The organism is Rhizobium sp. BE258 (genome assembly GCF_031457345.1).
Lineage (GTDB): Bacteria > Pseudomonadota > Alphaproteobacteria > Rhizobiales > Rhizobiaceae > Rhizobium.
Map to the genome: position 1 here is coordinate 696,769 of NZ_JAVDWL010000004.1, position 19,802 is coordinate 716,570.

General features: G+C 58.3%; 14 protein-coding genes and 2 pseudogenes. 9 read left to right on the forward strand and 7 right to left on the reverse strand.

The window, feature by feature from the left end; genetic code table 11:
- The first annotated feature begins 148 nt into the window (after positions 1 to 148).
- From J2X43_RS17985 to J2X43_RS18000, 4 genes and pseudogenes are all read left to right on the forward strand, one after another.
- The gene (locus tag J2X43_RS17985) at positions 149 to 904 is read left to right on the forward strand and encodes an ImuA family protein (RefSeq protein WP_310295884.1); all 756 of its coding nucleotides are present in this window, start codon (positions 149 to 151) and stop codon (positions 902 to 904) included.
- A complete protein-coding gene (locus tag J2X43_RS17990; RefSeq protein ID WP_310295886.1) occupies positions 825 to 2,336 on the forward strand; it encodes a DNA polymerase Y family protein in 1,512 nt (503 codons plus the stop codon). The genes J2X43_RS17985 and J2X43_RS17990 overlap by 80 nt, the downstream gene beginning before the upstream one ends.
- Positions 2,333 to 5,596, forward strand: coding sequence for an error-prone DNA polymerase (locus J2X43_RS17995; RefSeq protein WP_310295888.1), 3,264 nt, complete (start codon positions 2,333 to 2,335; stop codon positions 5,594 to 5,596). Before J2X43_RS17990 ends, J2X43_RS17995 begins: the two co-directional genes overlap by 4 nt.
- Before the next feature lie 76 nt (positions 5,597 to 5,672).
- Positions 5,673 to 5,921: pseudogene (locus J2X43_RS18000) on the forward strand (aminoglycoside phosphotransferase); the annotation flags it as partial.
- A 559-nt stretch (positions 5,922 to 6,480) separates the two neighbouring features.
- Here the strand turns inward: J2X43_RS18000 and J2X43_RS18005 are convergent.
- Genes J2X43_RS18005 through J2X43_RS18015 form a run of 3 tightly spaced genes read right to left on the reverse strand, consistent with a single transcriptional unit; the run spans position 6,481 to position 7,368 of the window.
- Positions 6,481 to 6,795 (reverse strand): hypothetical protein, encoded by a 315-nt coding sequence (locus J2X43_RS18005; protein ID WP_310295891.1) that lies wholly within the window; start codon positions 6,793 to 6,795, stop codon positions 6,481 to 6,483.
- A 1-nt stretch (position 6,796) separates the two neighbouring features.
- A complete protein-coding gene (locus J2X43_RS18010) occupies positions 6,797 to 7,009 on the reverse strand; it encodes a hypothetical protein (protein ID WP_310295893.1) in 213 nt (70 codons plus the stop codon).
- Positions 7,009 to 7,368 carry a hypothetical protein gene (locus tag J2X43_RS18015; protein ID WP_310295895.1) on the reverse strand — a complete coding sequence of 120 codons (360 nt, stop codon included), beginning with the start codon at positions 7,366 to 7,368 and terminating at the stop codon, positions 7,009 to 7,011. The genes J2X43_RS18010 and J2X43_RS18015 overlap by 1 nt, the downstream gene beginning before the upstream one ends.
- Positions 7,369 to 7,654: 286 nt before the next feature.
- On the opposite strand from J2X43_RS18015, the gene J2X43_RS18020 reads away from it, so the two are divergent.
- Together J2X43_RS18020 and J2X43_RS18025 are read left to right on the forward strand one after the other, a co-directional pair.
- On the forward strand, positions 7,655 to 8,632 hold the full coding sequence (locus J2X43_RS18020) for a 3'-5' exonuclease (protein WP_405049606.1): 978 nt from the start codon (positions 7,655 to 7,657) through the stop codon (positions 8,630 to 8,632).
- Positions 8,633 to 9,253: 621 nt separating this feature from the next.
- Positions 9,254 to 9,562, forward strand: a complete 309-nt coding sequence (locus tag J2X43_RS18025) for a hypothetical protein (protein ID WP_310295897.1) — start codon at positions 9,254 to 9,256, stop codon at positions 9,560 to 9,562.
- A 668-nt stretch (positions 9,563 to 10,230) separates the two neighbouring features.
- On the opposite strand, the gene J2X43_RS18030 is transcribed toward J2X43_RS18025, so the two are convergent.
- On the reverse strand, positions 10,231 to 10,452 hold the full coding sequence (locus tag J2X43_RS18030; RefSeq protein ID WP_112446096.1) for a hypothetical protein: 222 nt from the start codon (positions 10,450 to 10,452) through the stop codon (positions 10,231 to 10,233).
- A gap of 211 nt (positions 10,453 to 10,663) precedes the next feature.
- Between J2X43_RS18030 and J2X43_RS18035 the strand changes: the two are divergent.
- Positions 10,664 to 11,430: pseudogene (locus tag J2X43_RS18035) on the forward strand (SDR family NAD(P)-dependent oxidoreductase).
- A gap of 155 nt (positions 11,431 to 11,585) precedes the next feature.
- Here the strand turns inward: J2X43_RS18035 and J2X43_RS18040 are convergent.
- From J2X43_RS18040 to J2X43_RS18050, 3 genes are all read right to left on the reverse strand, one after another.
- The gene (locus J2X43_RS18040) at positions 11,586 to 14,873 is read right to left on the reverse strand and encodes a DEAD/DEAH box helicase (protein WP_310295900.1); all 3,288 of its coding nucleotides are present in this window, start codon (positions 14,871 to 14,873) and stop codon (positions 11,586 to 11,588) included.
- 314 nt (positions 14,874 to 15,187) lie between these two features.
- A complete protein-coding gene (locus J2X43_RS18045) occupies positions 15,188 to 16,408 on the reverse strand; it encodes an ATP-binding protein (RefSeq protein ID WP_310295902.1) in 1,221 nt (406 codons plus the stop codon).
- 273 nt (positions 16,409 to 16,681) lie between these two features.
- A complete protein-coding gene (locus J2X43_RS18050; protein WP_310295904.1) occupies positions 16,682 to 18,226 on the reverse strand; it encodes a hypothetical protein in 1,545 nt (514 codons plus the stop codon).
- Positions 18,227 to 18,689: 463 nt separating this feature from the next.
- On the opposite strand from J2X43_RS18050, the gene J2X43_RS18055 reads away from it, so the two are divergent.
- On the forward strand, positions 18,690 to 19,184 hold the full coding sequence (locus tag J2X43_RS18055; RefSeq protein WP_310295906.1) for a sulfocyanin-like copper-binding protein: 495 nt from the start codon (positions 18,690 to 18,692) through the stop codon (positions 19,182 to 19,184).
- Positions 19,185 to 19,237: 53 nt separating this feature from the next.
- The gene (locus tag J2X43_RS18060) at positions 19,238 to 19,744 is read left to right on the forward strand and encodes a cytochrome b (RefSeq protein ID WP_310295908.1); all 507 of its coding nucleotides are present in this window, start codon (positions 19,238 to 19,240) and stop codon (positions 19,742 to 19,744) included.
- Positions 19,745 to 19,802: the final 58 nt, after the last annotated feature.

Consider the following 19,802-nt stretch of genomic DNA (forward strand, 5'->3'; position numbering starts at 1 on the left):
CTGATCGCGCGTCGAGCCGCTGTGGACGAATGTTGGACCACGAGTATCTGCCCAAACATGACGATTGACTCAAATGCCAATCAGGAACAAACAAGGAACATACTTGCTTTTGTGCAGAATGGAAACCCGCTTTTGACAGAGGTCAATTTTGGCGCACGGTGCCGCAAATCTCGTGATCTCCGAGCTTCGGGAACGCATTCAGCATCTCGAAGGTCCATCTTCGCGTCCGAAGCGGGTCCTACCCTTCGACATACCCGACATCGATGATCGCCTGCCAGGCGGAGGCCTGGCCTATGGCGCTCTGCATGAATTTGCCGGCGGCGGCGCGGGAACTGTCGACGGCGCGGCGGCGGCACTTTTCGTAGCTGGCATTGCTGCCCGCACCAAGGGCCAGATTGTCTGGTGCCTTGCAAGACCGGACCTGTTTTTCCCTGCGCTGGCGCAGGCGGGCCTCCATCCGAAGCGGGTCGTTTTTGTCGAGTCCGCCAGCGAGGACGACGTCATCGCCAACATGGAGGAGGCCCTGGGCTATGGCGGTCTGGGTGCCGTGGTCGGCGAGCTGGTGCGGTTGCCGATGACCAAGTCGCGTCGCCTTCAGCTTGCCGCGGAGAAGTCTGGAACCATGGGGCTGATCGTCAGGCGCTGGCGACGACAGACAGAAGCCAGGGACTTCGGCCAACCGACGGCTTCGGCCACGCGGTGGCGGGTGAGTGTCACTCCGAGCGAGGAGCTTCCTGTGCAAGGCGTCGGTCGAGCACAGTGGCGGTTAGAGCTTATAAGAGTGAAAGCGGGCGAGTGCGCTGAGTATTTCGTAGGAGCGTGTGATGCCAAGGGTCGTATCAATCTATCTTCCGGAGCTGGCGACGGACAGGATCAGGCGAGCCGATCCTTCTATTCCCGTTGAGCAGGCCATCGCCGTGATCGCCCGCAGTGGGTCGAAAAGGTGGGTATCGGGCGCCGATGCTGCAGCCAGGAAATCGGGCGTCCGTGTCGGTATGCCTGCTGCCAAGGCCCAGGCGATCTTTCATGGGTTGATGCTGGTCGACGCCGATCCGGTGGCCGATGCAGCGGCACTCGAACGGATCACCCTCTGGGCCTTGGGCCAGTATTCGCCGCTCGTCGCTGTCGATGCCCCTGACGGGATCATCATGGACACCGAGGGGGCCGATCATCTTCAGGGCGGGGAGCCGTTGATGGTCTCCGGGATCGCCAACCGTTTCCGCGCCAAAAAGCTGTCGGCCCGCGTTGCTATTGCCGACACGTGGGGGGCAGCACACGCCTGCGCCCGGGCAACTCGGCAGGAGAGCGTGATCGTACCAGTGGGCGAGACCGTACGTGCCGTCGAGAAGCTGCCGCTCTCAATGCTGCGGCTCTCGTCCAAGATCGTCGGCGACCTTCACACGCTTGGCTTCAAGACGATCGGAGAGCTGTCGGCAACACCTCGTGCGCCGCTCGCCCTTCGTTTCGGTCCTGAGATCGGCCGCCGGCTCGACCAGATGTTCGGACGCATCGCAGAGCCAATCGAGCCTATCCGAGCCGCTGAGCTGATCGAGGTCAGCCGTGTGTTTGCCGAGCCCATCGGGGCCGCCGAGACGATCGACAAATACGTCGGCTATTTGATCATCCGCCTGGTGGCTGAACTTCAGCGCCATGGCCTTGGTGTTCGCCGCGCCGACCTGATTATCGAAAAGATCGACGGCACTCGCCAAGCCGTTCGTTCCGGAACGGCAAAGCCGTCGCGTGATGTCGTTTGGCTGAAGAAGCTCTTTCGCGACCGCACTGAGACAATCGAGCCGGGTTTCGGAATTGAGAAGCTGACCCTGGTGGCCGTCAGGGCAGAACCTTTCGAAGAGTTTCAAAAGGTCTCCGCACTGGTCGAGGAGGAGACGCCCGATATCACGCCGCTGATTGACATCTTCGGCAATCGCGGCCAGCGGGTCTATCGCGTCGCTCCTGTTGCCTCCGACGTTCCCGAGCGAAGTGTCGCGCGGATCGCGGCGGCAGCCTCAATCTCGGACGAGACCTGGGTGCATCACTGGCCTCGGCCGGTCCGACTGCTGGCACAACCCGACCGGATCGAAGCGATTGCGCTCATGCCGGACTATCCGCCTGCGAGCATCACATGGCGCGGACGAAAGATGAAGGTCATCCGCGCTGACGGTCCTGAACGGGTATTTGGAGAGTGGTGGCGGCGCGACGGTGAATTCGACGCCGTTCGGGATTACTTCGTCATCGAAGGCGAGGGCGGCGAGCGCCTATGGATTTTCCGGCGCGGCGACGGCGTTGACCCTGCCACCGGCTCGCGCGAGTGGTTCGTGCACGGGATATTCGCATGAGCTACGCCGAGCTTCAGGTCACGACCCACTTCAGTTTCTTACGGGGGGCATCCTCGGCAGACGAGCTGTTTGCCACCGCCAAGCAATTGGGCATCGAAGCCTTGGGCGTCGTGGACCGGAACTCACTTGCTGGCATCGTCCGCGCGCTTGAAGCGTCCCGTGCCACCGGCATCAGACTTGTCGTCGGTTGCCGCCTCGATCTTCACGACGGCATGTCGATGCTCGTTTACCCAATGGACAGAGCTGCGTACTCCCGCCTGACGAGGCTGATCACGCTTGGAAAGAGCCGGGGAGGGAAGGACAACTGCATTCTCCACCTCGATGACGTCGGGGCCTACGCAGAGGGTCTCATCGCGGTCCTCGTCCCCGATCTCCCGGATGAAACCTGTGCCGTCCAACTCCGGAAGATGGCCGAGATCTTCGGTAATCGTGCCTATGTCTCGCTCGCGCTGCGCCGGCGGCCGAACGACCAGCTGCGGCTACATGAGATTTCCAATCTGGCGGCCAGGCATCGTGTGCGCACTGTTGTCACCAACGACGTCCTCTTCCACGAACCCGGACGGCGACAATTGCAGGATATCGTCACCTGCATTCGCAACAACACCACGATCGATGAGGTCGGCTTCGAGCGCGAACGGCATGCTGACCGCTACCTCAAGCCACCGCAAGAAATGGAGCGGCTGTTCCAGCGCTATCCAGATGCACTTGCACGCACGATGGATATCGTCGAGCGCTGCAAATTCTCGCTGGAGGAGCTGACATACCAGTATCCTGAGGAGGCGATTGTGCCCGGCATGGATGCCCAGCAATCCCTTGAGCATTACGTACGGGAATACATCCCGCAGCGATATCCCGAAGGCCTCCCACGGAAGGTTTTGCGTTCTATCCGGCACGAGCTCGATCTCATCAAGGAGATGCGCTACGCGCCGTACTTCCTGACCGTGTTCAGCATCGTCAAGTTCGCCAGAAGCCAAGGTATCCTGTGTCAGGGGCGCGGATCGGCGGCAAACTCGGCTATCTGCTATATCCTCGGGATCACCAGCATCGACCCGGAAACCAATGATCTCCTCTTTGAGCGCTTCGTTTCAAAGGAGCGCGACGAGCCGCCTGACATCGATGTCGACTTCGAGCACGAACGGCGCGAGCAGGTCATCCAGTGGATTTACAAAACCTACGGCAAGGAGAAGGCCGCCCTCTGCTCCACGGTCACCCGATACCGCGCCCGGGGCGCGATCCGGGATGTCGGCAAGGCTCTGGGTCTACCGGAGGACATCATCAAAGCCTTGTCGTCGGGGATGTGGCACTGGTCCGAGGAACTGATCAGCGATGACCGACTGAAGACACAAGGTTTGAACCCCGCAGACCGTCGTCTGGCACTGACGTTGAAGCTGGCCCAGCAGCTGATGGGAGCGCCGCGTCACCTCGGCCAGCACCCGGGCGGTTTCGTCCTGACACATGACCGCCTCGATGACCTCGTCCCCATCGAACCCGCGAGCATGGCCGATCGCCAGATCATCGAGTGGGACAAGGATGACGTCGAAGCTCTCAAGTTCATGAAGGTGGACGTCTTGGCACTTGGCATGCTGACCTGCATGCAGAAGGCGTTCGATCTTATCCGCGACCACAAACATGAGCCGCTCGATCTTGCCTCGATACCGCAGGAAGACCCTGCGACCTACGCGATGATCCGCAAAGCCGACACACTTGGAACCTTCCAGGTCGAAAGCCGCGCACAAATGGCGATGTTGCCACGACTGAAGCCGCAGACATTCTACGACCTCGTCATCCAGGTGGCGATTGTCCGCCCGGGTCCCATTCAGGGGGATATGGTGCATCCTTATCTGCGCAGGCGAGAGGGGAAAGAGAAGATCGAGTATCCGACGCCGGAACTAGAGGCCGTCCTCGGCAAAACGCTTGGCGTCCCGCTGTTCCAGGAAAGCGCCATGAAAGTCGCCATGGTCTGCGCCGGCTTCAGTGGGGGTGAGGCGGATCAACTCCGCAAGTCGATGGCGACGTTCAAGTTCACAGGTGGCGTCTCCCGGTTCAAGGACAAGCTCGTGTCCGGTATGATCACAAACGGATATTCCGCTGAATTCGCTGAGAAAACATTCAGTCAGCTGGAGGGCTTCGGAAGTTACGGTTTCCCGGAAAGCCACGCCGCCTCTTTCGCCCTTATTGCCTACGCGTCCAACTACGTGAAGTGTCACTTCCCGGACGTCTTCTGCGCTGCGCTTTTGAACTCCCAGCCGATGGGTTTCTACGCGCCTGCCCAGATCGTCGGAGACGCCCGAAACCACTGCGTGGAAGTCCGGCCCGTCTGCATCAACCGATCCCGGTGGGACTGCACTCTCGAGGAGATCGGCGACACCGGGCGGCATGCCGTCCGGCTTGGGATGCGAATGGTGAAAGGGTTGGCCGTCGCCGACGCCGCGCGCATTATTGCGGCGCGCATGAACCGCGTGTTTGAAAGCGTCGACGACGCCTGGCGGCGATCCAACGTCCCAACGGAGGCGCTCGTCCAGTTGGCCGAGGCCGACGCCTTCCTGCCCTCCCTTGAACTGGAGCGGCGTGACGCGCTGTGGGCAATCAAGGCGCTACGCGATGAACCCTTGCCGTTGTTTGCGGCGGCCGCTGAGCGCGAAGCTGCAGTCATCGCCGAGCAACAGGAGCCGGAGGTCCACCTACGGCAAATGACCGACGGCCACAACGTCATCCAGGACTACGGCCATGTCGGGCTGACACTCCGTGGCCACCCGATCAGCTTCCTGAGACACGACCTCGAAAAACGGAACATCGTGACTTGTTCGGATGCCATGAATGCCTGCGACGGTCGCTGGCTGATGACGGCAGGGCTTGTGCTCGTCCGGCAGAAGCCTGGGAGCGCCAAGGGCGTCATGTTCATCACGATCGAAGACGAGACCGGGCCAGCGAATGTGGTCGTCTGGCCGTCGCTATTTGAGAAGAGGCGTCAGGTGGTATTGGGGTCATCGATGATGGCGATCAACGGCAGGATACAGCGGGAAGGCGACGTGGTTCACCTAGTCGCCCAGCAGCTGTTTGACCTTTCCAGCGATCTAACGGGTTTGGCCGATCGCCATGTCGATTTCAAATTGCCGACGGGCAGGGGCGACGAGTTCGCTCATGGATCGCCCGGTAGTCCGGATTCACGCGATCGGGCGCCTATACCCAAAGTCAGGGATATCTACATTCCAGACTTGCATATCGACACGCTCAAAGTGAAAAGTCGGAACTTCCATTGACGAGGGCAGCCACGCATAGGAACTGACATTTTGGGGACTCAAATCTCCATTATCTGTTCCGTCACTGATCAACGCATGTGTTGTTCACGGCAACCCGAACAATCGCCGCAACATCCGCGTTTTCGGAAACAATGTCGCGCTGATCGACTGGGATGAAGCGCATGTCGATGCCGCAGATCTTGATCTGGCGCTGCCCGAAAACGCCGCCGCCCTCGACGACGGCGCGTATGATATTGCCGCTCAGGCAGCAGCTGCCTGGGAAGCCGCCGTCTGCTGGCGCGACGACTACGCAGTCAAGAGGCTTGCCGAAGTTCGAGAAACCTGATCGATCCAGAGCGCTGTGGATTGCGACGGACAGGACGCCGACCCGGATCGCCATGTCGAGGCACCCCACTCATCTGAAGGGGACCGCGATGGCGAGAAGCAAGCCGAAACGGCTGCCATTCTTTTCACCTTACTTTTCGGATGCATGGCCCGTTCATGTAGCTGAATGGCTTCCGCAAAGAGCAGTAGAGCCTCTGGCCCAGAGAGTTTTTTCACCTGATCTGCATCGGCCGTCTTCAACGCGATCTTTTTGGCGAGCCCCAGTCCTTGCCCCATCGCCGCGTCGAGCAATGTTTCGGCGGGCACGACAATCATCGTTGCTCGTCCCTTCAGCTTCAATTGCCTTGAAGGCGATACAACACATCACGCTACGTGTCGCTCAAGCATCGCTGCCACTTTCGCGGCCTCAAGGCGCGAAGATGTCTTGTAGGGATAATGTTTCCAGCACTACCATTCCTGGTTCTCACCTTTGCCGAAGGGAAAACCCGCCCAGTCGCCGCAATGGCAGCGTCGTGCCACAAGGACAGGCGCGCGCTGCAGGACCGGTCTATCGATATCGCTCACTTTAATTCCTCCAGGTTCCAGCCGCCCTTCGGAGCACTCCATCCTTTGCGGGTGGGGCGAAAATCAGCCTCTTCTCTGGCTTTCTGCTTGGCCTCGGCAGGTCCGTCCGCCCAGACCGTGATACGAAACCGGCCCGCTTTGAAAGTATATCTCGAGAGATCACGGTTGCGGCCCGACGCATAGCCTGCGCGGAAGATCAACCTTGCACTGCTATAGTCGGTCCGCACGCGAAACGACGGAAGCTGGGCATCCCACCAGTCGCGAAACGCAGCGCGAAAAAGCGCCTTGCGCGGCGCTACCTTGTCGAGCATGTCAGGTGCTCCGCTCATATAAGGCCGTCCATCCCCGGGCAAAGCCGACGCTCATCGAAGCTTCGGGATGCGCCAGTTGCTCCCTCAGATGACGGCAATCCTCAATCAGGGTAGCGATCGTTGCCAAGGCGTCACCGTCGTGCCATGAAAGCGCTGCGCGAACGTCTTCGCTTGCGGAGACGAGCAGGATAGGTGCAGCGGTCGCCTCCGGCATCAGAGCATCTCCTGATGGCGGTAATGCGCGATTATGCGATCGTAGACACCACCAACGGCATCATCGACCGTCCCGCTCCAGTCAAACCAGAGCGCTTTGACGATCCGATCGGGATTGCGTAGACGATGCAAGCCGCAAGCCTGTCCTGTGTCTTCGTCTATTGCAATTTCGATCTCGCCAAAGGGGCCGGCGTCGGGAACGCAAAAGGCGCAGGCCACAGCAAAGCGCACACTGCCAGCGACCCGCAGGCCGACCATCCGGATCAACTCAGGATGCATTTCGAGCCCAGAAGCGTCCTCAGCAGGCGTCATATACATGTCGAAGCCATCAGCGCTATTATCGTTGCTGCCACGGTTCATCCTTCGCGCAAACATCCTCGCTCTCCATTGCTCACTGTCGGATTGGCGGCCGCATTCGCCTTATATGTTCCTATTATGTTCTGTTTTTTTACGAAGTCAACATGATCAATCCGGATCTATTGGGAGAGCCAAAGCAGGCGCCTCCCCTTGTCACCCGTCATGATGGTCTGCTTGGGCACTCCTGCGCCAGTTGATTTCGAATTGTGCCCCTAGGCGCAATTTCACCTGATCTGCGCAAGGGAATCGACTAAAGCTGATTGACCGGAAATCAATCCGAGACAGGCGCGTGACGCAGCAGTTCGATTTCTTTACAGATGATGATGAGGCTGAGGCAGCGGCACTTGGCCCACGGCGACGGCGTAGCGTCAAGCGAGTGGTCACCGCTGACAGCGAAGGCGGGCTTGTTCGGCAGCTGGAGGCAACCGGCCGCTATCGCGTCCTCACCAAGCTTGAGCCCCGGCCGATCGTGCCGTTTCCACGTCCCGGCTTTCTCCGGAGAGGCGTCCTCGTTGATGCAGAGACGACCGGATTGAACCATCGAGAAGACGAAATCATCGAGATCGGTATTGTCGCCTTCTCCTTTGACGAGCAGGGGGCGATTGGCGACGTGACTGGCGTCTACAGCGCGCTACACCAGCCGACCAGGCCGATTCCGGAGGAAATCACGCGGCTGACCGGGATTACTGACGAAATGGTGGCCGGCCATATGATCGACCCGCAGCAATTGCGATCGCTGGTCGAACCCGCGGATCTGGTCATCGCCCACTACGCCAGGTTCGACCGGCCGTTTTTCGAAGCATTTTCACCTTTGTTCGATCGCAAAGCCTGGGCCTGCTCGGTTTCAGAAATCGATTGGGCCGCACGCGGATTCGAAGGCAACAAGCTTGGATATCTGATCGGCCAGGCTGGCTACTTTCATGAGGCGCATCGCGCGGTCGATGACTGTTTCGCGCTACTGGAAATCCTCGATCGCGGTCATGGCGATAGCGCCAGCTCGCCGTTCTCGGAACTTTATCTGTCGAGCCAGCAGAACCGTGCGCGCATTTTTGCCGAACACAGTCCCTTCGAGATGAAGGATCAATTGAAGATGCGCGGCTACCGGTGGTCAGATGGAAGCGACGGCGGGCCGAAATCCTGGTGGATCGAAATCGAGGAGCACAGGGTCCAGGATGAGATCAACTACCTGCGCGCTGAAATCTATGGATGGGAAGAAGCCGACCCGCCGGTGAGATATATGACTGCTTTCGAACGGTTCAAAAGCTGACGCTTGGGAGACGATTGCGAAGAGCTAGGTGAGCTTACTGGCACCACATGATCGACGACCAGGAAGACGTCGGCAGCGACCGGGCATCAGGGTGACCGGCATCACATGACCACAAGCTTCATTGCCCAGTTGGCAAAGGCAGCTAACGAGATCGAGAAACTGCGGCACCTAGAAGTCAGCAGCTCACTCGTGCAATTGTCGAAATTAGTGGCCTGCGCGGAGCGCTCGGATTGCCGGCACCGGCACACGAAACGATCAGATCATCGCGCTATTCAACGCATCAGCTAATGTGGATTATTCTCAGTTGCTTGGGTGGTCCACAGCGTTGTTGAGCGCAGCAGAAACGCTCAGAACCCTGCACATTGCCTCGGATGGAGAGACCAGAAAATTGATCCATGCGCAGGATCCGATCGATCGAGGATCACACCCGGCCTGCAGACGCACCGATCTCCTCAGCTCGGACCCGCCGGTTAGGGGCTCGCCAACAGCCGCAGATGTATCACAGAGTTTCGATCTGACATCCCGACGGCTGACGGTCCGGGGACCGCCTTGGTTTGGCCTCGTTGACCAGCGACGAAGCATTGGAAACACCTGATTCAAATTCGCAGAAAGGACCTTACTATGACTAGACTAACGCTTGCCGCGGCAGGCTTCGCGCTTTGCCTATCACAGGCAGCATATGCGTCCAGCGATGCGGCCTGGAACGCGCTTTTTGCCAAGGTAAACGGGACATGTATTGGTCAGTCGGGCCTGAACACACCAGAGGCATCTGCCCCTGTTGTCTTCGATGATGCAGCTGGCAAGATTGCTCTGCTCATGCGAGGGCAGACAGGCAAGGGCAAGTCGAAGGTGAACGTCAGTCTCATCTGCCTTTACGACAAGAAGACCGGTAAAGCCTCGATCGCCGAGTACCACTGGCTCGGCAAATAGCAAACGCTGTATCGCGACATCTGAAAAATTTCAGCGGCGCTCAACACTCAGACACTTAGCCTTCTGAGAGCGCCGTCACGAGCGCGATGATCGATCCATGGGCCGTTTCATCGCGGATTTTCGCGAGAACCCTTTTCAAGTTCAGCCGGTCAGGACACCCGTCCAACTGTTCGATGGCAGGGACTTCGAACGATGGCGGCATCCTGGCCGCCGCAATGTCCGAAAAGGGCAGGGGCGACAGTCCCAAAATCTGGGCGATTGCCCATACACGGCTTGACCTAACGCGTTTTTGGCACTTCTCAAATTTTTAAATGTGCGGGAATGTGACCCAGCTGCGCTTCAAGAGTGTTCTTAGACACTCCGATGAGCTTGCGCCTTCCCTGATCCGCCGGCCAAGTTCGATGTCAACCTGCACGGAGCGCGCGCGGACTTTACAGTCATCATGCATACTTCTGAAGCTTCGCGGGGCCCGCGGTTCCATGAGTTTGACAAGATTTCGTCGAGTTTGTCATGTCCAACCAAGGTAGGCTATGCTCGGGGGCAGCACTGGAGCGGACAATTACGGTCAGAAATTAGCGGAACCTCGTCCGGCGACGTAATGTTGAGCACTTCAATCCTGATACAGGAGTTGAAGTTGTGTGCCTTTTCTCCGCCCTTCAAAAGCGGAATTATTCGGCCGCATGTTGAAGTGGATAACCGTCCAACGGTTCGACAAGCGCGATGATCTCAAAGTCGCTTATCATGCAATGTTGGTCGGAACCCGGAACTGCGATGGTCCAATAATCCGGATCCTCGCCGAAGACCGAGGACACTTGAACGATGGTCGTCTTGCCATCGGTGTGCCTGTCGGAACGAGCCCAATAGAAAGCCTCAGGTACTAGACTCTTCATACCACCTACTCCCACAACTGCCCCGGATCATATCAGGATTTTCAAAAATGAGTATCCCTCGCTTAGCATCATCCCCAGGCGCATATTGCTGCTTTGCCGTTGTGCTTCTGGCTGGGATGTCACGACTGCTTGACATCGCAACTCGAAAGCGCTGTCCAATGGCTTCAGACACCCGATCGGCCGACTGGGATGACGTAAACATGGAAACCGTATGAGTTGCATTTTTGTCACCGGATCCACTGATGGGCTGGGGCGTGCCGCAGCTGAAACCTTGATGGACGCCGGGCACCGCGTAATCCTGCATGCCCGCTCGAAAGAACGCGCGGCCGTATTGGCCTCAATAACTGGAAACTTGGCGGACATCGTCATTGGCGACCTTTCGAGCGCTGGCCAGCCCGTTCAATCGCCGATCAGGTCAACGCTATCGGCGGTGCTGATGCGTTGGTTCACAATGCGGGCGTCTATCACCAAGCGAGCCGCAATCCGACTTCCGAAGGCCACCCGACGATGCTCGCAGTCAACGTACTTGCGCCGTACACCCTGACAGCACTGATCGGCCGCCCACGCGGCTGATCTACCTTAGCAGCGGCATGCATAGAAACGCCGGGACCTCGTTGGACGATATCGATTGGAAGAGGCGCGCATGGAGCCCAGTCACCGCTTATTCCGAGAGCAAGCTTCATGTTGCAACCCTCGCTGCAGCAGTCGCGAGATATCGGCCTGGCGTCGTCAGCAGCGCGGTTGATCCAGGCTGGGCTCCGACGAAGATGGGCGGAGCAGGCGCGCCTGGCGATCTCGAGGACGGCCATCGCACGCAGGTATGGCTGTCCGTCAGCGACGACGCAAGGGCCAAGGTGAGCGGTCATTATTGGTACCATCGCCAACTGCAACCGCCCTCGGCCGCCGTTGGCGACGTCGGTTATCAAGATCGCTTGGATAATGAGGCTTGCCGAGATCACTGGTGTCAGTCTTGGCTGACGAACGCTGACTACGCACGATATTTGCTTAGAGGCTAGGACGAATGGCCTCCACCGCGCGCGCAAAAGTAGCTTAACAGCGGGGCTGCCGGTTCGCCTCCCGTCAAGAGCGGTCCGCTCTTCTGAGTCTTTCTGTTTCGATGTTTCTTGCAACCCCTATTCTGTTACTGCCGATAGAACCCGGTCGAAGAAATGGGAGGGGTCCTCGCCGGCCAGGCTTGAGGCGTCGAATATCAGCCGCTCCTCTCGCCGAACCGCCCCGGCTTTCGTCGACGCTGCCACAAGCTTCGCGGACGTCTTCTCTGTCAAGGTCATTGCAAGCGCTTTTGGCCCGGCCTCAAGCTTGGCAACACCCAACCGTCCCGCGATAAGCTGCAGTCTTGCCGTCCTCAAGAGAAGCAGTACGTCGTGCGGCGGTTGGCCAAACCTATCTTCGAATTCGTCTGCGAGATCGTTCAATTCACTGACCGCGGATGCCCGCAGCAGTTTGGCGTAGAGGTTAAGTCTGACTGCTGGATCCGACACATAGTCCGACGGGATTGTCCCGACGTTTCCTAGGTTGACGATCGCGCGCTGTTGCACGCCTGACGGCTGCCAACGAAATCTTGCGACGGCGTCTGCAAGCAGCTTTTGATAGAGCTCGATACCGATCGCTTTCATATGGCCCGCCTGATCTTCGCCAGCGATATCGCCGCCGCCGCGAAGATCGAGATCGCGGAGGCTGATTGCGACCCCAGCGCCCAGTCGGTCGTTTTCGACCAAGGTTGAAAGCCGTAAGCGCGTTTCCTCAGCCAGCTCAGCGTCCTGTTGGGTGAAAAGAGTAACGATGCCCTGGACCGCTCCGCGCCCGACACGTCCGCGCAACTGATGGAGCTGAGCGAGGCCGAACCGATCGGCTTGCCAGATAAACATCGTGTTGGCGCGCGGGACATCGAGGCCATTTTCAATGATGTTCGTGGCGAGAAGGACGTCGCCATCGCCTTGCGCAAAACCGACTATTGCTTCATCCATAGCCGCTGCCGGCATCTTGCCGTGCGCGACCTTGACCGAAAGTCCCGGAACGATCTTCTGCAACAGTATTTCGACCTGTTCTATGTCCTCGATACGCGGCACTACGACAAAACTCTGGCCGCGGCGCCGGTATTCCCTCATCAGGCCTGTCCGCAAGGACGCCGGGTCGAACGGCGCAATTGACGTGCGGACGGGCCTGCGCCTAGATGGTGGCGTGGTCAGCAGGCTGACCTCTTGAACGCCCACCATCGCCAATTGCAATGTCCGCGGGATCGGCGTGGCCGACATGGACAGAGTGTGAAGAGATGGTGCTAGGCTGTTCATCGCCCGCTTTTCTTTCAGGCCAAACCGGTGCTCCTCGTCCACGATCACCAGGGAAAGACGTGCGAAACGAACCTCTTTCGAAAGGATCGCCTGGGTCGCGATGATGATGCGGATCTCGCCCTCGGCAAGTGCAGCCCTGGTCTTTTTCGCCTCACTTGGCTTGAGCAGTCGAGACAGCATGCCGACCGCGATGCCGGTCCCCGCGAACCGATGTTTGAAGGTGGCAAAGTGTTGTCGAGCGAGCACTGTGGTTGGTGCAATGACAGCCACCTGTCCACCGCAAAGTGCGACCGCTGCTGCTGCGCGTAACGCGACTTCGGTCTTGCCAAAGCCGACATCTCCGCAAACGAGACGGTTCATGGCTTGTCCGGAGGCGAGATCGGAGAGGACAGCCTGGATGGCGTCGGCCTGATCAGGAGTTTCGGAAAATGGAAAACGACGGGCGAAGGCAGAAAATTCGAGACGCGGTGGCACAAATCTTTCTGCTTGCGCAGCCTGCCTCTGTTTCGCAACCGTCATAAAATGACGCGCGGTAGACTGAATGTCTGCCTGGATTTCGTCGCGTCTCCTCTGCCAGACGTCCGTGCGGAGGCGATCGAGTGTGATTGCTTCGGGCTCGGCGCCGTAACGCCATAATTTTCCAAACTCCTCCATCGGCACGAGGAGAGAGCCGCCATCGCGATATTCCAAGCGAGCCGCGTCCCGAGAGACGTCGTCCACGGTGATGTTTTCCAAATTTTTCAGGACGCCGATGCCATGGTCTTCGTGAACGACAACGTCGCCTATTCGAAGCTCTGCTGCCGCCAGAACGGCACTCGAATTCGCTATCCCACCCGCTCTATCGGTTGCGGCAATGACGACGACATTCTGCCCGACGTCGACAAAACCTTGCTCTAAGTCGCAGGCCAAGCTTAAGAGGGTGCCAGGCTGTGCCTCCAAGACCGCCTCCCATGTGTCGACGGACCTTGGCGCTTTCCCGGCTGATTTTGCCAAACGCCGACCGATCGCTTCGGCCGTTTTGCCCTGCCCAGCAATCAAAACCTTCAGCCCGTTGTGCAGATGACCTTGCGCGAATTCGACCAAGGCTTTGCGCTGGTCTGCGCGTGATATTTCTTTTGGAACCTTATGTCCCTTTCCGAGATCAAATCCGTTTGTGAAAACGTTGGTGGAGAGCCGTTTCCACTCATCCCTATCCAGATAGAGAGAACGGGAGGAGGGGTGCTCCATATCGTCGAACGCCTCGCGGGACTGGCGAGCATCTTCGATAATCTCGAGGTGGCGTTCCACACGTTCGGTTGCGCCGGGAGCCAGAAGGAAAGTGGCATCGCCGAGTACGTCAAACACGGTCGGCATGTCTTGATAAAGGCGCAGCAGCAGTTGTTCCATCGTCTCCAGAGCCGGAGCATGGTCTTCTGTAAAACCATCATAATAAATGGCTTCGGATGCCGGACCGAACGTCACTTGGTCGAGATAGCTTTCTGTCCGCTGCGTTAAGCGGTCAAAACCTCTGAGTTCCTCGACCTTCTCATCCTCCGACAGAACGATGCGCATCGGACCGGGCGCGCCGGCAGGGTAGATGTCGATGACGCCTTCTCTAACCGCGAGCTCGCCTGGGTCGTCCGCGACACCTTCTTCCTGATAGTTGGCCCGCTGGACGAAGTCGGAAAACGCATCACGATCGAACGGCTTTCCCACTACAAGCTCGATATGGCTTTTCGAGATGACGGTCGCTGGCGGAATACGTTGGAGTGTTGCGTCCAACGAGGTCAAAAACAGCCGCGGCCCGCCGCTCCGCATGCTCCAAATGCGTAGAGCATCCATTCGCAGGCCCATACAATGTGCCGATGGTGGCACCCGGTCATAGGGCAGGCAGTCCCAAGGCGAAAAAACGATCACCTCGATCTCAGGAACCAGCGCACTGAGTGCCTCAGCAATTCTGGCAGCCGCGCCTTCGCTTAGTGCCACATAGCACAGGGGGAGCTCGAAGCTTTGTAAAGCTGCAGCCAGCCTAGTCGCTACGACACCCGGCGGAGGGTTGCAGACTTGGGCGTGATCGGCCGGATCAGGGAGCGTGGAGGCATCTTCATCTCTGGACTCAACGACGCTCACAGGAACCTGCCATTCTCTCGCTGGCGACTTTACCAGCTTGGAGAAACGGCTTCTCGATCAGGGTGTTCCATTAGAGCGGATCTCTTTGCTCATAACCTGAAGACCGCAGGTTCAAATCGAGCCATCTCACCCCCTTGCTCTGCGCAGCAGCGGTTCGCGAGCGGCCATGAGGTACGCTCGTCCAATTGATCGCGCTGCAGCGGGAAACCCGGAAAGGGATTTCCCGATTTTTTTGCTTTTCTTCTTTTCTCGGCTACAGACACGTTGGCCGACGATGTGTTGCATGGTCCTCCCTTTGGCTTCTGCGACCATTCTCAGCCCCACATGCTGGACAGCGGCGCTGCGGCCAGCTTGTCGCCGAACGGCACCACATCAGTGCTGTCATAGAGAACGACGCCGAAGGCGAAACGATCGCCGCAGGCCTCTGCAAGTGCGCGGAGCCCTCCGAAATCGCCGGCCTTGACCGTGGCGCTGGCCTTGACCTCGATGCCAGCGATCATCCCATCGTCGCGTTCCAGTACGATGTCCACCTCGCGCATGTCCCGATCCCGGAAATGATATGGTGTCAACCGCAGGTTCGACGCCGTCATTAGCTTCAGAACTTCGGAAAACACGAAGCTCTCCAGCAGCGCGCCGAATGCTCCGCGATCCGCCTTCACTCGGTCGAAGGTGAGCCCGCGCACACTGGCCAGCAGACCTGAATCGAGGAAATGCAGCTTGGGCGTCTTGACGATACGCTTCAGCGTATTGGTGAACCAAGGCTGTACCGTTGCGACCAGGAACACCTGTTCGAGCAGGCCGACATAACGCTGCCCAGTCTTGTGACTGACGTTGATGCTGCCGCCGAACTGCGAATAGTTGACCAATTGGCTTGTATGTTCGGCCAATAGCCGCACGAACTTCGGCAGCTCGGTCAGCTTCTCCACATCGGCAATGTCCCGGAGATCTCGCGTCAGGATAGAAGTCAGATAGGACCGCGCCCAATCTTGCCGTCGTCGTTCGCTGTTGCGGCTGATCGCTTCGGGGAATCCCCCGAGCAGAACGAGTTGGACGAAGTCGTCTCCGATGATAGAGTTCCGCGGGCTCTTTAGCTTTCCGTCGAAAAGGTGTTCCAGAAAGGACGGCGTCCGGCCTTCGATCTCGGCCCTTGCCAGCGGCAGCATTCGGATGGTCTCCATTCGCCCGGCCAAGCTGTCCGCAATCCGCGGTAAAGTCAGCACGTTTGCTGACCCGGTAAGTAGAAACCTGCCCGGACGATAGTCCTCATCGACTGTCTTCTTGATCGCCAGCAGCAGGTCTGGCGCACGCTGAATCTCGTCGATGATGGCTCTATCCAGGCCCCGAATGAAGCCGGCAGGATCGGATTGGGCGGCTTCGAGAACCGTCTGATCGTCGAGGGTGATATAAGTTCGGCCGGCTTCTCCCATCTTTCGGACAAGTGTAGTCTTGCCGGCCCGGCGCGGTCCTACGATGAGGACGACCGGAGTATCCAAAAGGGCTTCCTCCGCCCGCTGCTCTACAAACCTTTCGAACATGCTTCCCTCGAATCTCGGACGATTGGAACTATCGTTCTCGGCTGATTGGAAGTCAATGTCCCGCTAATTGGAACTTGCATGGTCGTAATCTGGGAAGAAGGATCCCTTCCGGCCGGCGGTTCGTTGCCGACGCACCCTCTGCAGCGGCGAGACCCGCAACGCCCCTCAGAATTCGGGCGTAAGTGAGTTTGCCGTGACGGTTTATGGCTCGAGTAGAGGCTTCTGGCACCTGCTGCAGAGACCACGATGTCCAAATACGATCGCAACGCTTACTCAGCGTCCACTTGGTAAATCTCGGTAGGTCCAATCGGTGATTTCAGCGACCTGCTCGAAGAGGCTGCCGATGCCGCCGGCAGTTGGATCAGCCCGCTGGAGCCATTCCTCCGCCCATACGATCCACTCTTCAACGCTGCGACCATCGATTTCGGCGGTGGGCGTGACGTTCATTGATCGCAGCGCTGCCAGGAAATCGCGCACGGCGGCGAGTTCGTGCCAGTCCTGCGCTAACTCCCGGAAGCGTCGCCAGCGGTTAGCATCGCGCTTGCGACGCCGCTGTTCTTCATAGCGGCGCTGATCGGCCAGTTGGCGCTCGCGCTCCGCCGCCTCTCGATCCTTGCGCTGTTGAACGAGCAATGGTCCGGCTGCAACGAAGGTGGCCAGTATGTCCGGCAGCATGCCCTCCATCGGCTGTTTTTCGGATTCAAGCCATTGACGAGGAAGACCACTCGGCCACTGCCAGGTTTTGATCTCGAAAACGAGCCATCCTGTCGGCACCAGTTCCTTTTTCCAGCCGTTGTCGCCAGGTGATCTGAATCGCTTTTCGTTATCGGTCAGAGCCCGACGTTCCTGCTTTTGCTTCTCGCGAACCTGAAACTCCACTTTTTCGCCTAGAACCTCAGCAAACAGGACGCCTCGCTCTCCCTGCTTAACCTTTCCGCCGTGGCGCTCAATCGCCTTGAACAACACATCCAGAATGCGGTGTTTACGGTGGTCCGTTTCGGAGAAATCGCCAGGGTCATAAAGATTGCGCCTCCATGGATCGCGCTCACTTCGGGCTCGACGTTTTTTCTGTTCGTGCTCCGTGAGCCATGAGGCGATGACTGCGTGGGGCCTCAGAAGGCGTTCAGGCACCGCAATAGCGGACTCACTCGCACGGGCTTTCTCCACCTGTAGCTTGACCTCCAACGGCAGCTCGATGGGAGGCGGTGGCAACGGTGTTGGACGAATGGTGATGGAGTGTGTGCTGCTCGATTTCGGCAATGGCGTCTGTTTCGGTGCTTTGCCCACTGCATGCTTCGCCCAATATCCGCGTGGTGGATACGGGATATCTTCCCGATCGCAAATCTTTGCGAGACCGTTGCCGCTGATCCCATAATCCTCGGCCAAACGCGACATCGGTGTCTTCCATACCCCGCCATAGAGTTCTTCTCGTGTCATCGTCGTCGGCTGTGTCGGGCGTCGCTTTGGCGTGGCCTGTACTGGATCTTCAGCAGGGGACACCGGAGCCTGCTGTGTCCCGACAGAAACTGCAGCTGTGTCCGTTTTGAAATACTTCAGTTTGCGCTTAACGCTCGGCTTCTCGGTATCCAGCACCAGCGGCTCGACACATCCAGATGGTGCCGGCGGCAAAGGTGGCTGCTCGACAGGCTTTCCGAACTCCTTCCGCATCCAATGCCCGGACGATGGCGTTGGAATATCGGCGCGTCGCAGCAATGTGCTGAGATTGCCAGTCGTGGTCCCGAGTTCGACAACCAGGTGCGACATCGGCTTCGACCAAACGCGGTCATAGAGGTCTTGGCGCGTGAAGCGGTGTTCCATGGCAATTATGTAAAGGAGCGATCGTGGGTTGCCGAGAAAAGAATCTGAGTAGCATCATTTAGAACAAAAAAAGAACAATTTGCAACCGAAGTAGTGCCGAAATTCACTATTCGATCCTATGCTATTCGAACTTTTTCACCGCCGAATGCCGCCGTTTTTACGCAATTTCAGATGACGCTATCTCAAGCTCATTACGCTGCCAGCTTTGGTATTTCTCGCTCAACCAATCGCAGGAATCGTTGGCTGCGTGCCCCCGCAACCAATCTTTCCAGATACTTAGCAAGGTAATTTGGCCCTTGAAGCCATCGCGCGAGTTCCCGGTCTAGCCGAGAAACACCCTCAAGCCGTCGCCTTTCTGCATGAAAAACTCGCCCGGCACCGCGCATATGTGCGAGACCATGGGGAGGAATGCCGGAGATACTGAACTGGCGTTGGCGTGGTACCGCGGGTCGGTGATTAAGCAATGACGTTCAGGAAGGCGTCAGCTTCACTGGCTAGGCGGGTCTGGTTCAACCACCGAGAGGCGACTGACGTGAAGATTATACGAGGAGTTCTGGTAGCTTTCGCACTGGCCGGCGCTGTCACCCCAGCTTTGGCAGCGACCACAGTCAGGGTCGTTGAGGGAGGGGAGGGAGGTGGTCCGATGACTCTGTCGGTTGATCAGCCAACCATCAAGGCCGGCGATACCGTGTTCATGGTGCATAATGATGCGGTGACGGAGGAACACGAGATGGTTTTGGTCAAATTGAAGTCCCCCGACGCGACCGTCCACGTTGTCGCCGGCAAACATCGCGTCGATGAAAAGCAGTTGAAGAGCATGGGGGAGGTCTCCGAGCTCAAGCCTGGCGCTGACGGGCAGTTGAAGGCGAACCTCACTGCTGGCTCCTATCTCCTTCTGTGCAATATCAAGGGCCACTATGAGGCCGGCATGCATGCGATGTTGACCGTCACGAAATAAAGGCTTCCCCGTCAAAGATAAGTATAAGCAGAATCAGTGGCAAGGAGACGACGATGAAGAAGTTGACACAAAACCCGACGGCGTACTCCTTGCCGCAACGCATCCTTCATTGGCTGTCGGCGCTGCTCGTCTTCTACAATCTGCTTTTGCCTGACGGCATGAGCGAGTGGCAGCGGGCGATCGAACACACCGGTTCGGCAACTGATGCGCAATTGGCAGGCGCCAATCTCCATGCGTATGTCGGAATTTCGATACTGTTGCTGATCAGTATCCGCCTCGTGCTGCGCTTCATTCAGGGAACGCCTCCCGCGCCCGCCGAGGAACCTTACGTCCTGACCTTTGCAGCCAAAGGCGCCCACGCTACGCTTTACCTGCTTCTTTTCGCATTGCCGATCAGCGGGATGGCAGCGTTTTACTTCGGTTACGACCGCATGGGAGAGGTACACGCCGAGGTGCTGAAAGTTGTACTCTGGATCGTCATCGCCGCCCATATCCTTGGCGCGCTTGCTCATCAATTCTATTGGAAGACGAACGTCTTGAGGCGAATGACGGTCGGATGAGCTTGCTGCAGAAGTGCCCCGATTGATCCCGATCAAAGCGTCCTGTCGAAATATAAGC

What these genes read in the sequence shown, in the direction of transcription:
- J2X43_RS17990 (WP_310295886.1), top strand. Translation starts at nt 825, where the DNA reads ATGCCAAGGGTCGTATCAATCTATCTTCCGGAGCTGGCGACGGACAGG.
- J2X43_RS17995 (WP_310295888.1), top strand. Translation starts at nt 2,333, where the DNA reads ATGAGCTACGCCGAGCTTCAGGTCACGACCCACTTCAGTTTCTTACGG.
- J2X43_RS18030 (WP_112446096.1), bottom strand. Translation starts at nt 10,452, where the DNA reads ATGAAGAGTCTAGTACCTGAGGCTTTCTATTGGGCTCGTTCCGACAGG.
- J2X43_RS18010 (WP_310295893.1), bottom strand. Translation starts at nt 7,009, where the DNA reads ATGCCGGAGGCGACCGCTGCACCTATCCTGCTCGTCTCCGCAAGCGAA.
- J2X43_RS18055 (WP_310295906.1), top strand. Translation starts at nt 18,690, where the DNA reads ATGACGTTCAGGAAGGCGTCAGCTTCACTGGCTAGGCGGGTCTGGTTC.
- J2X43_RS18050 (WP_310295904.1), bottom strand. Translation starts at nt 18,226, where the DNA reads ATGGAACACCGCTTCACGCGCCAAGACCTCTATGACCGCGTTTGGTCG.
- J2X43_RS18025 (WP_310295897.1), top strand. Translation starts at nt 9,254, where the DNA reads ATGACTAGACTAACGCTTGCCGCGGCAGGCTTCGCGCTTTGCCTATCA.
- J2X43_RS18005 (WP_310295891.1), bottom strand. Translation starts at nt 6,795, where the DNA reads ATGCTCGACAAGGTAGCGCCGCGCAAGGCGCTTTTTCGCGCTGCGTTT.
- J2X43_RS18015 (WP_310295895.1), bottom strand. Translation starts at nt 7,368, where the DNA reads ATGAACCGTGGCAGCAACGATAATAGCGCTGATGGCTTCGACATGTAT.
- J2X43_RS18060 (WP_310295908.1), top strand. Translation starts at nt 19,238, where the DNA reads ATGAAGAAGTTGACACAAAACCCGACGGCGTACTCCTTGCCGCAACGC.
- J2X43_RS18045 (WP_310295902.1), bottom strand. Translation starts at nt 16,408, where the DNA reads ATGTTCGAAAGGTTTGTAGAGCAGCGGGCGGAGGAAGCCCTTTTGGAT.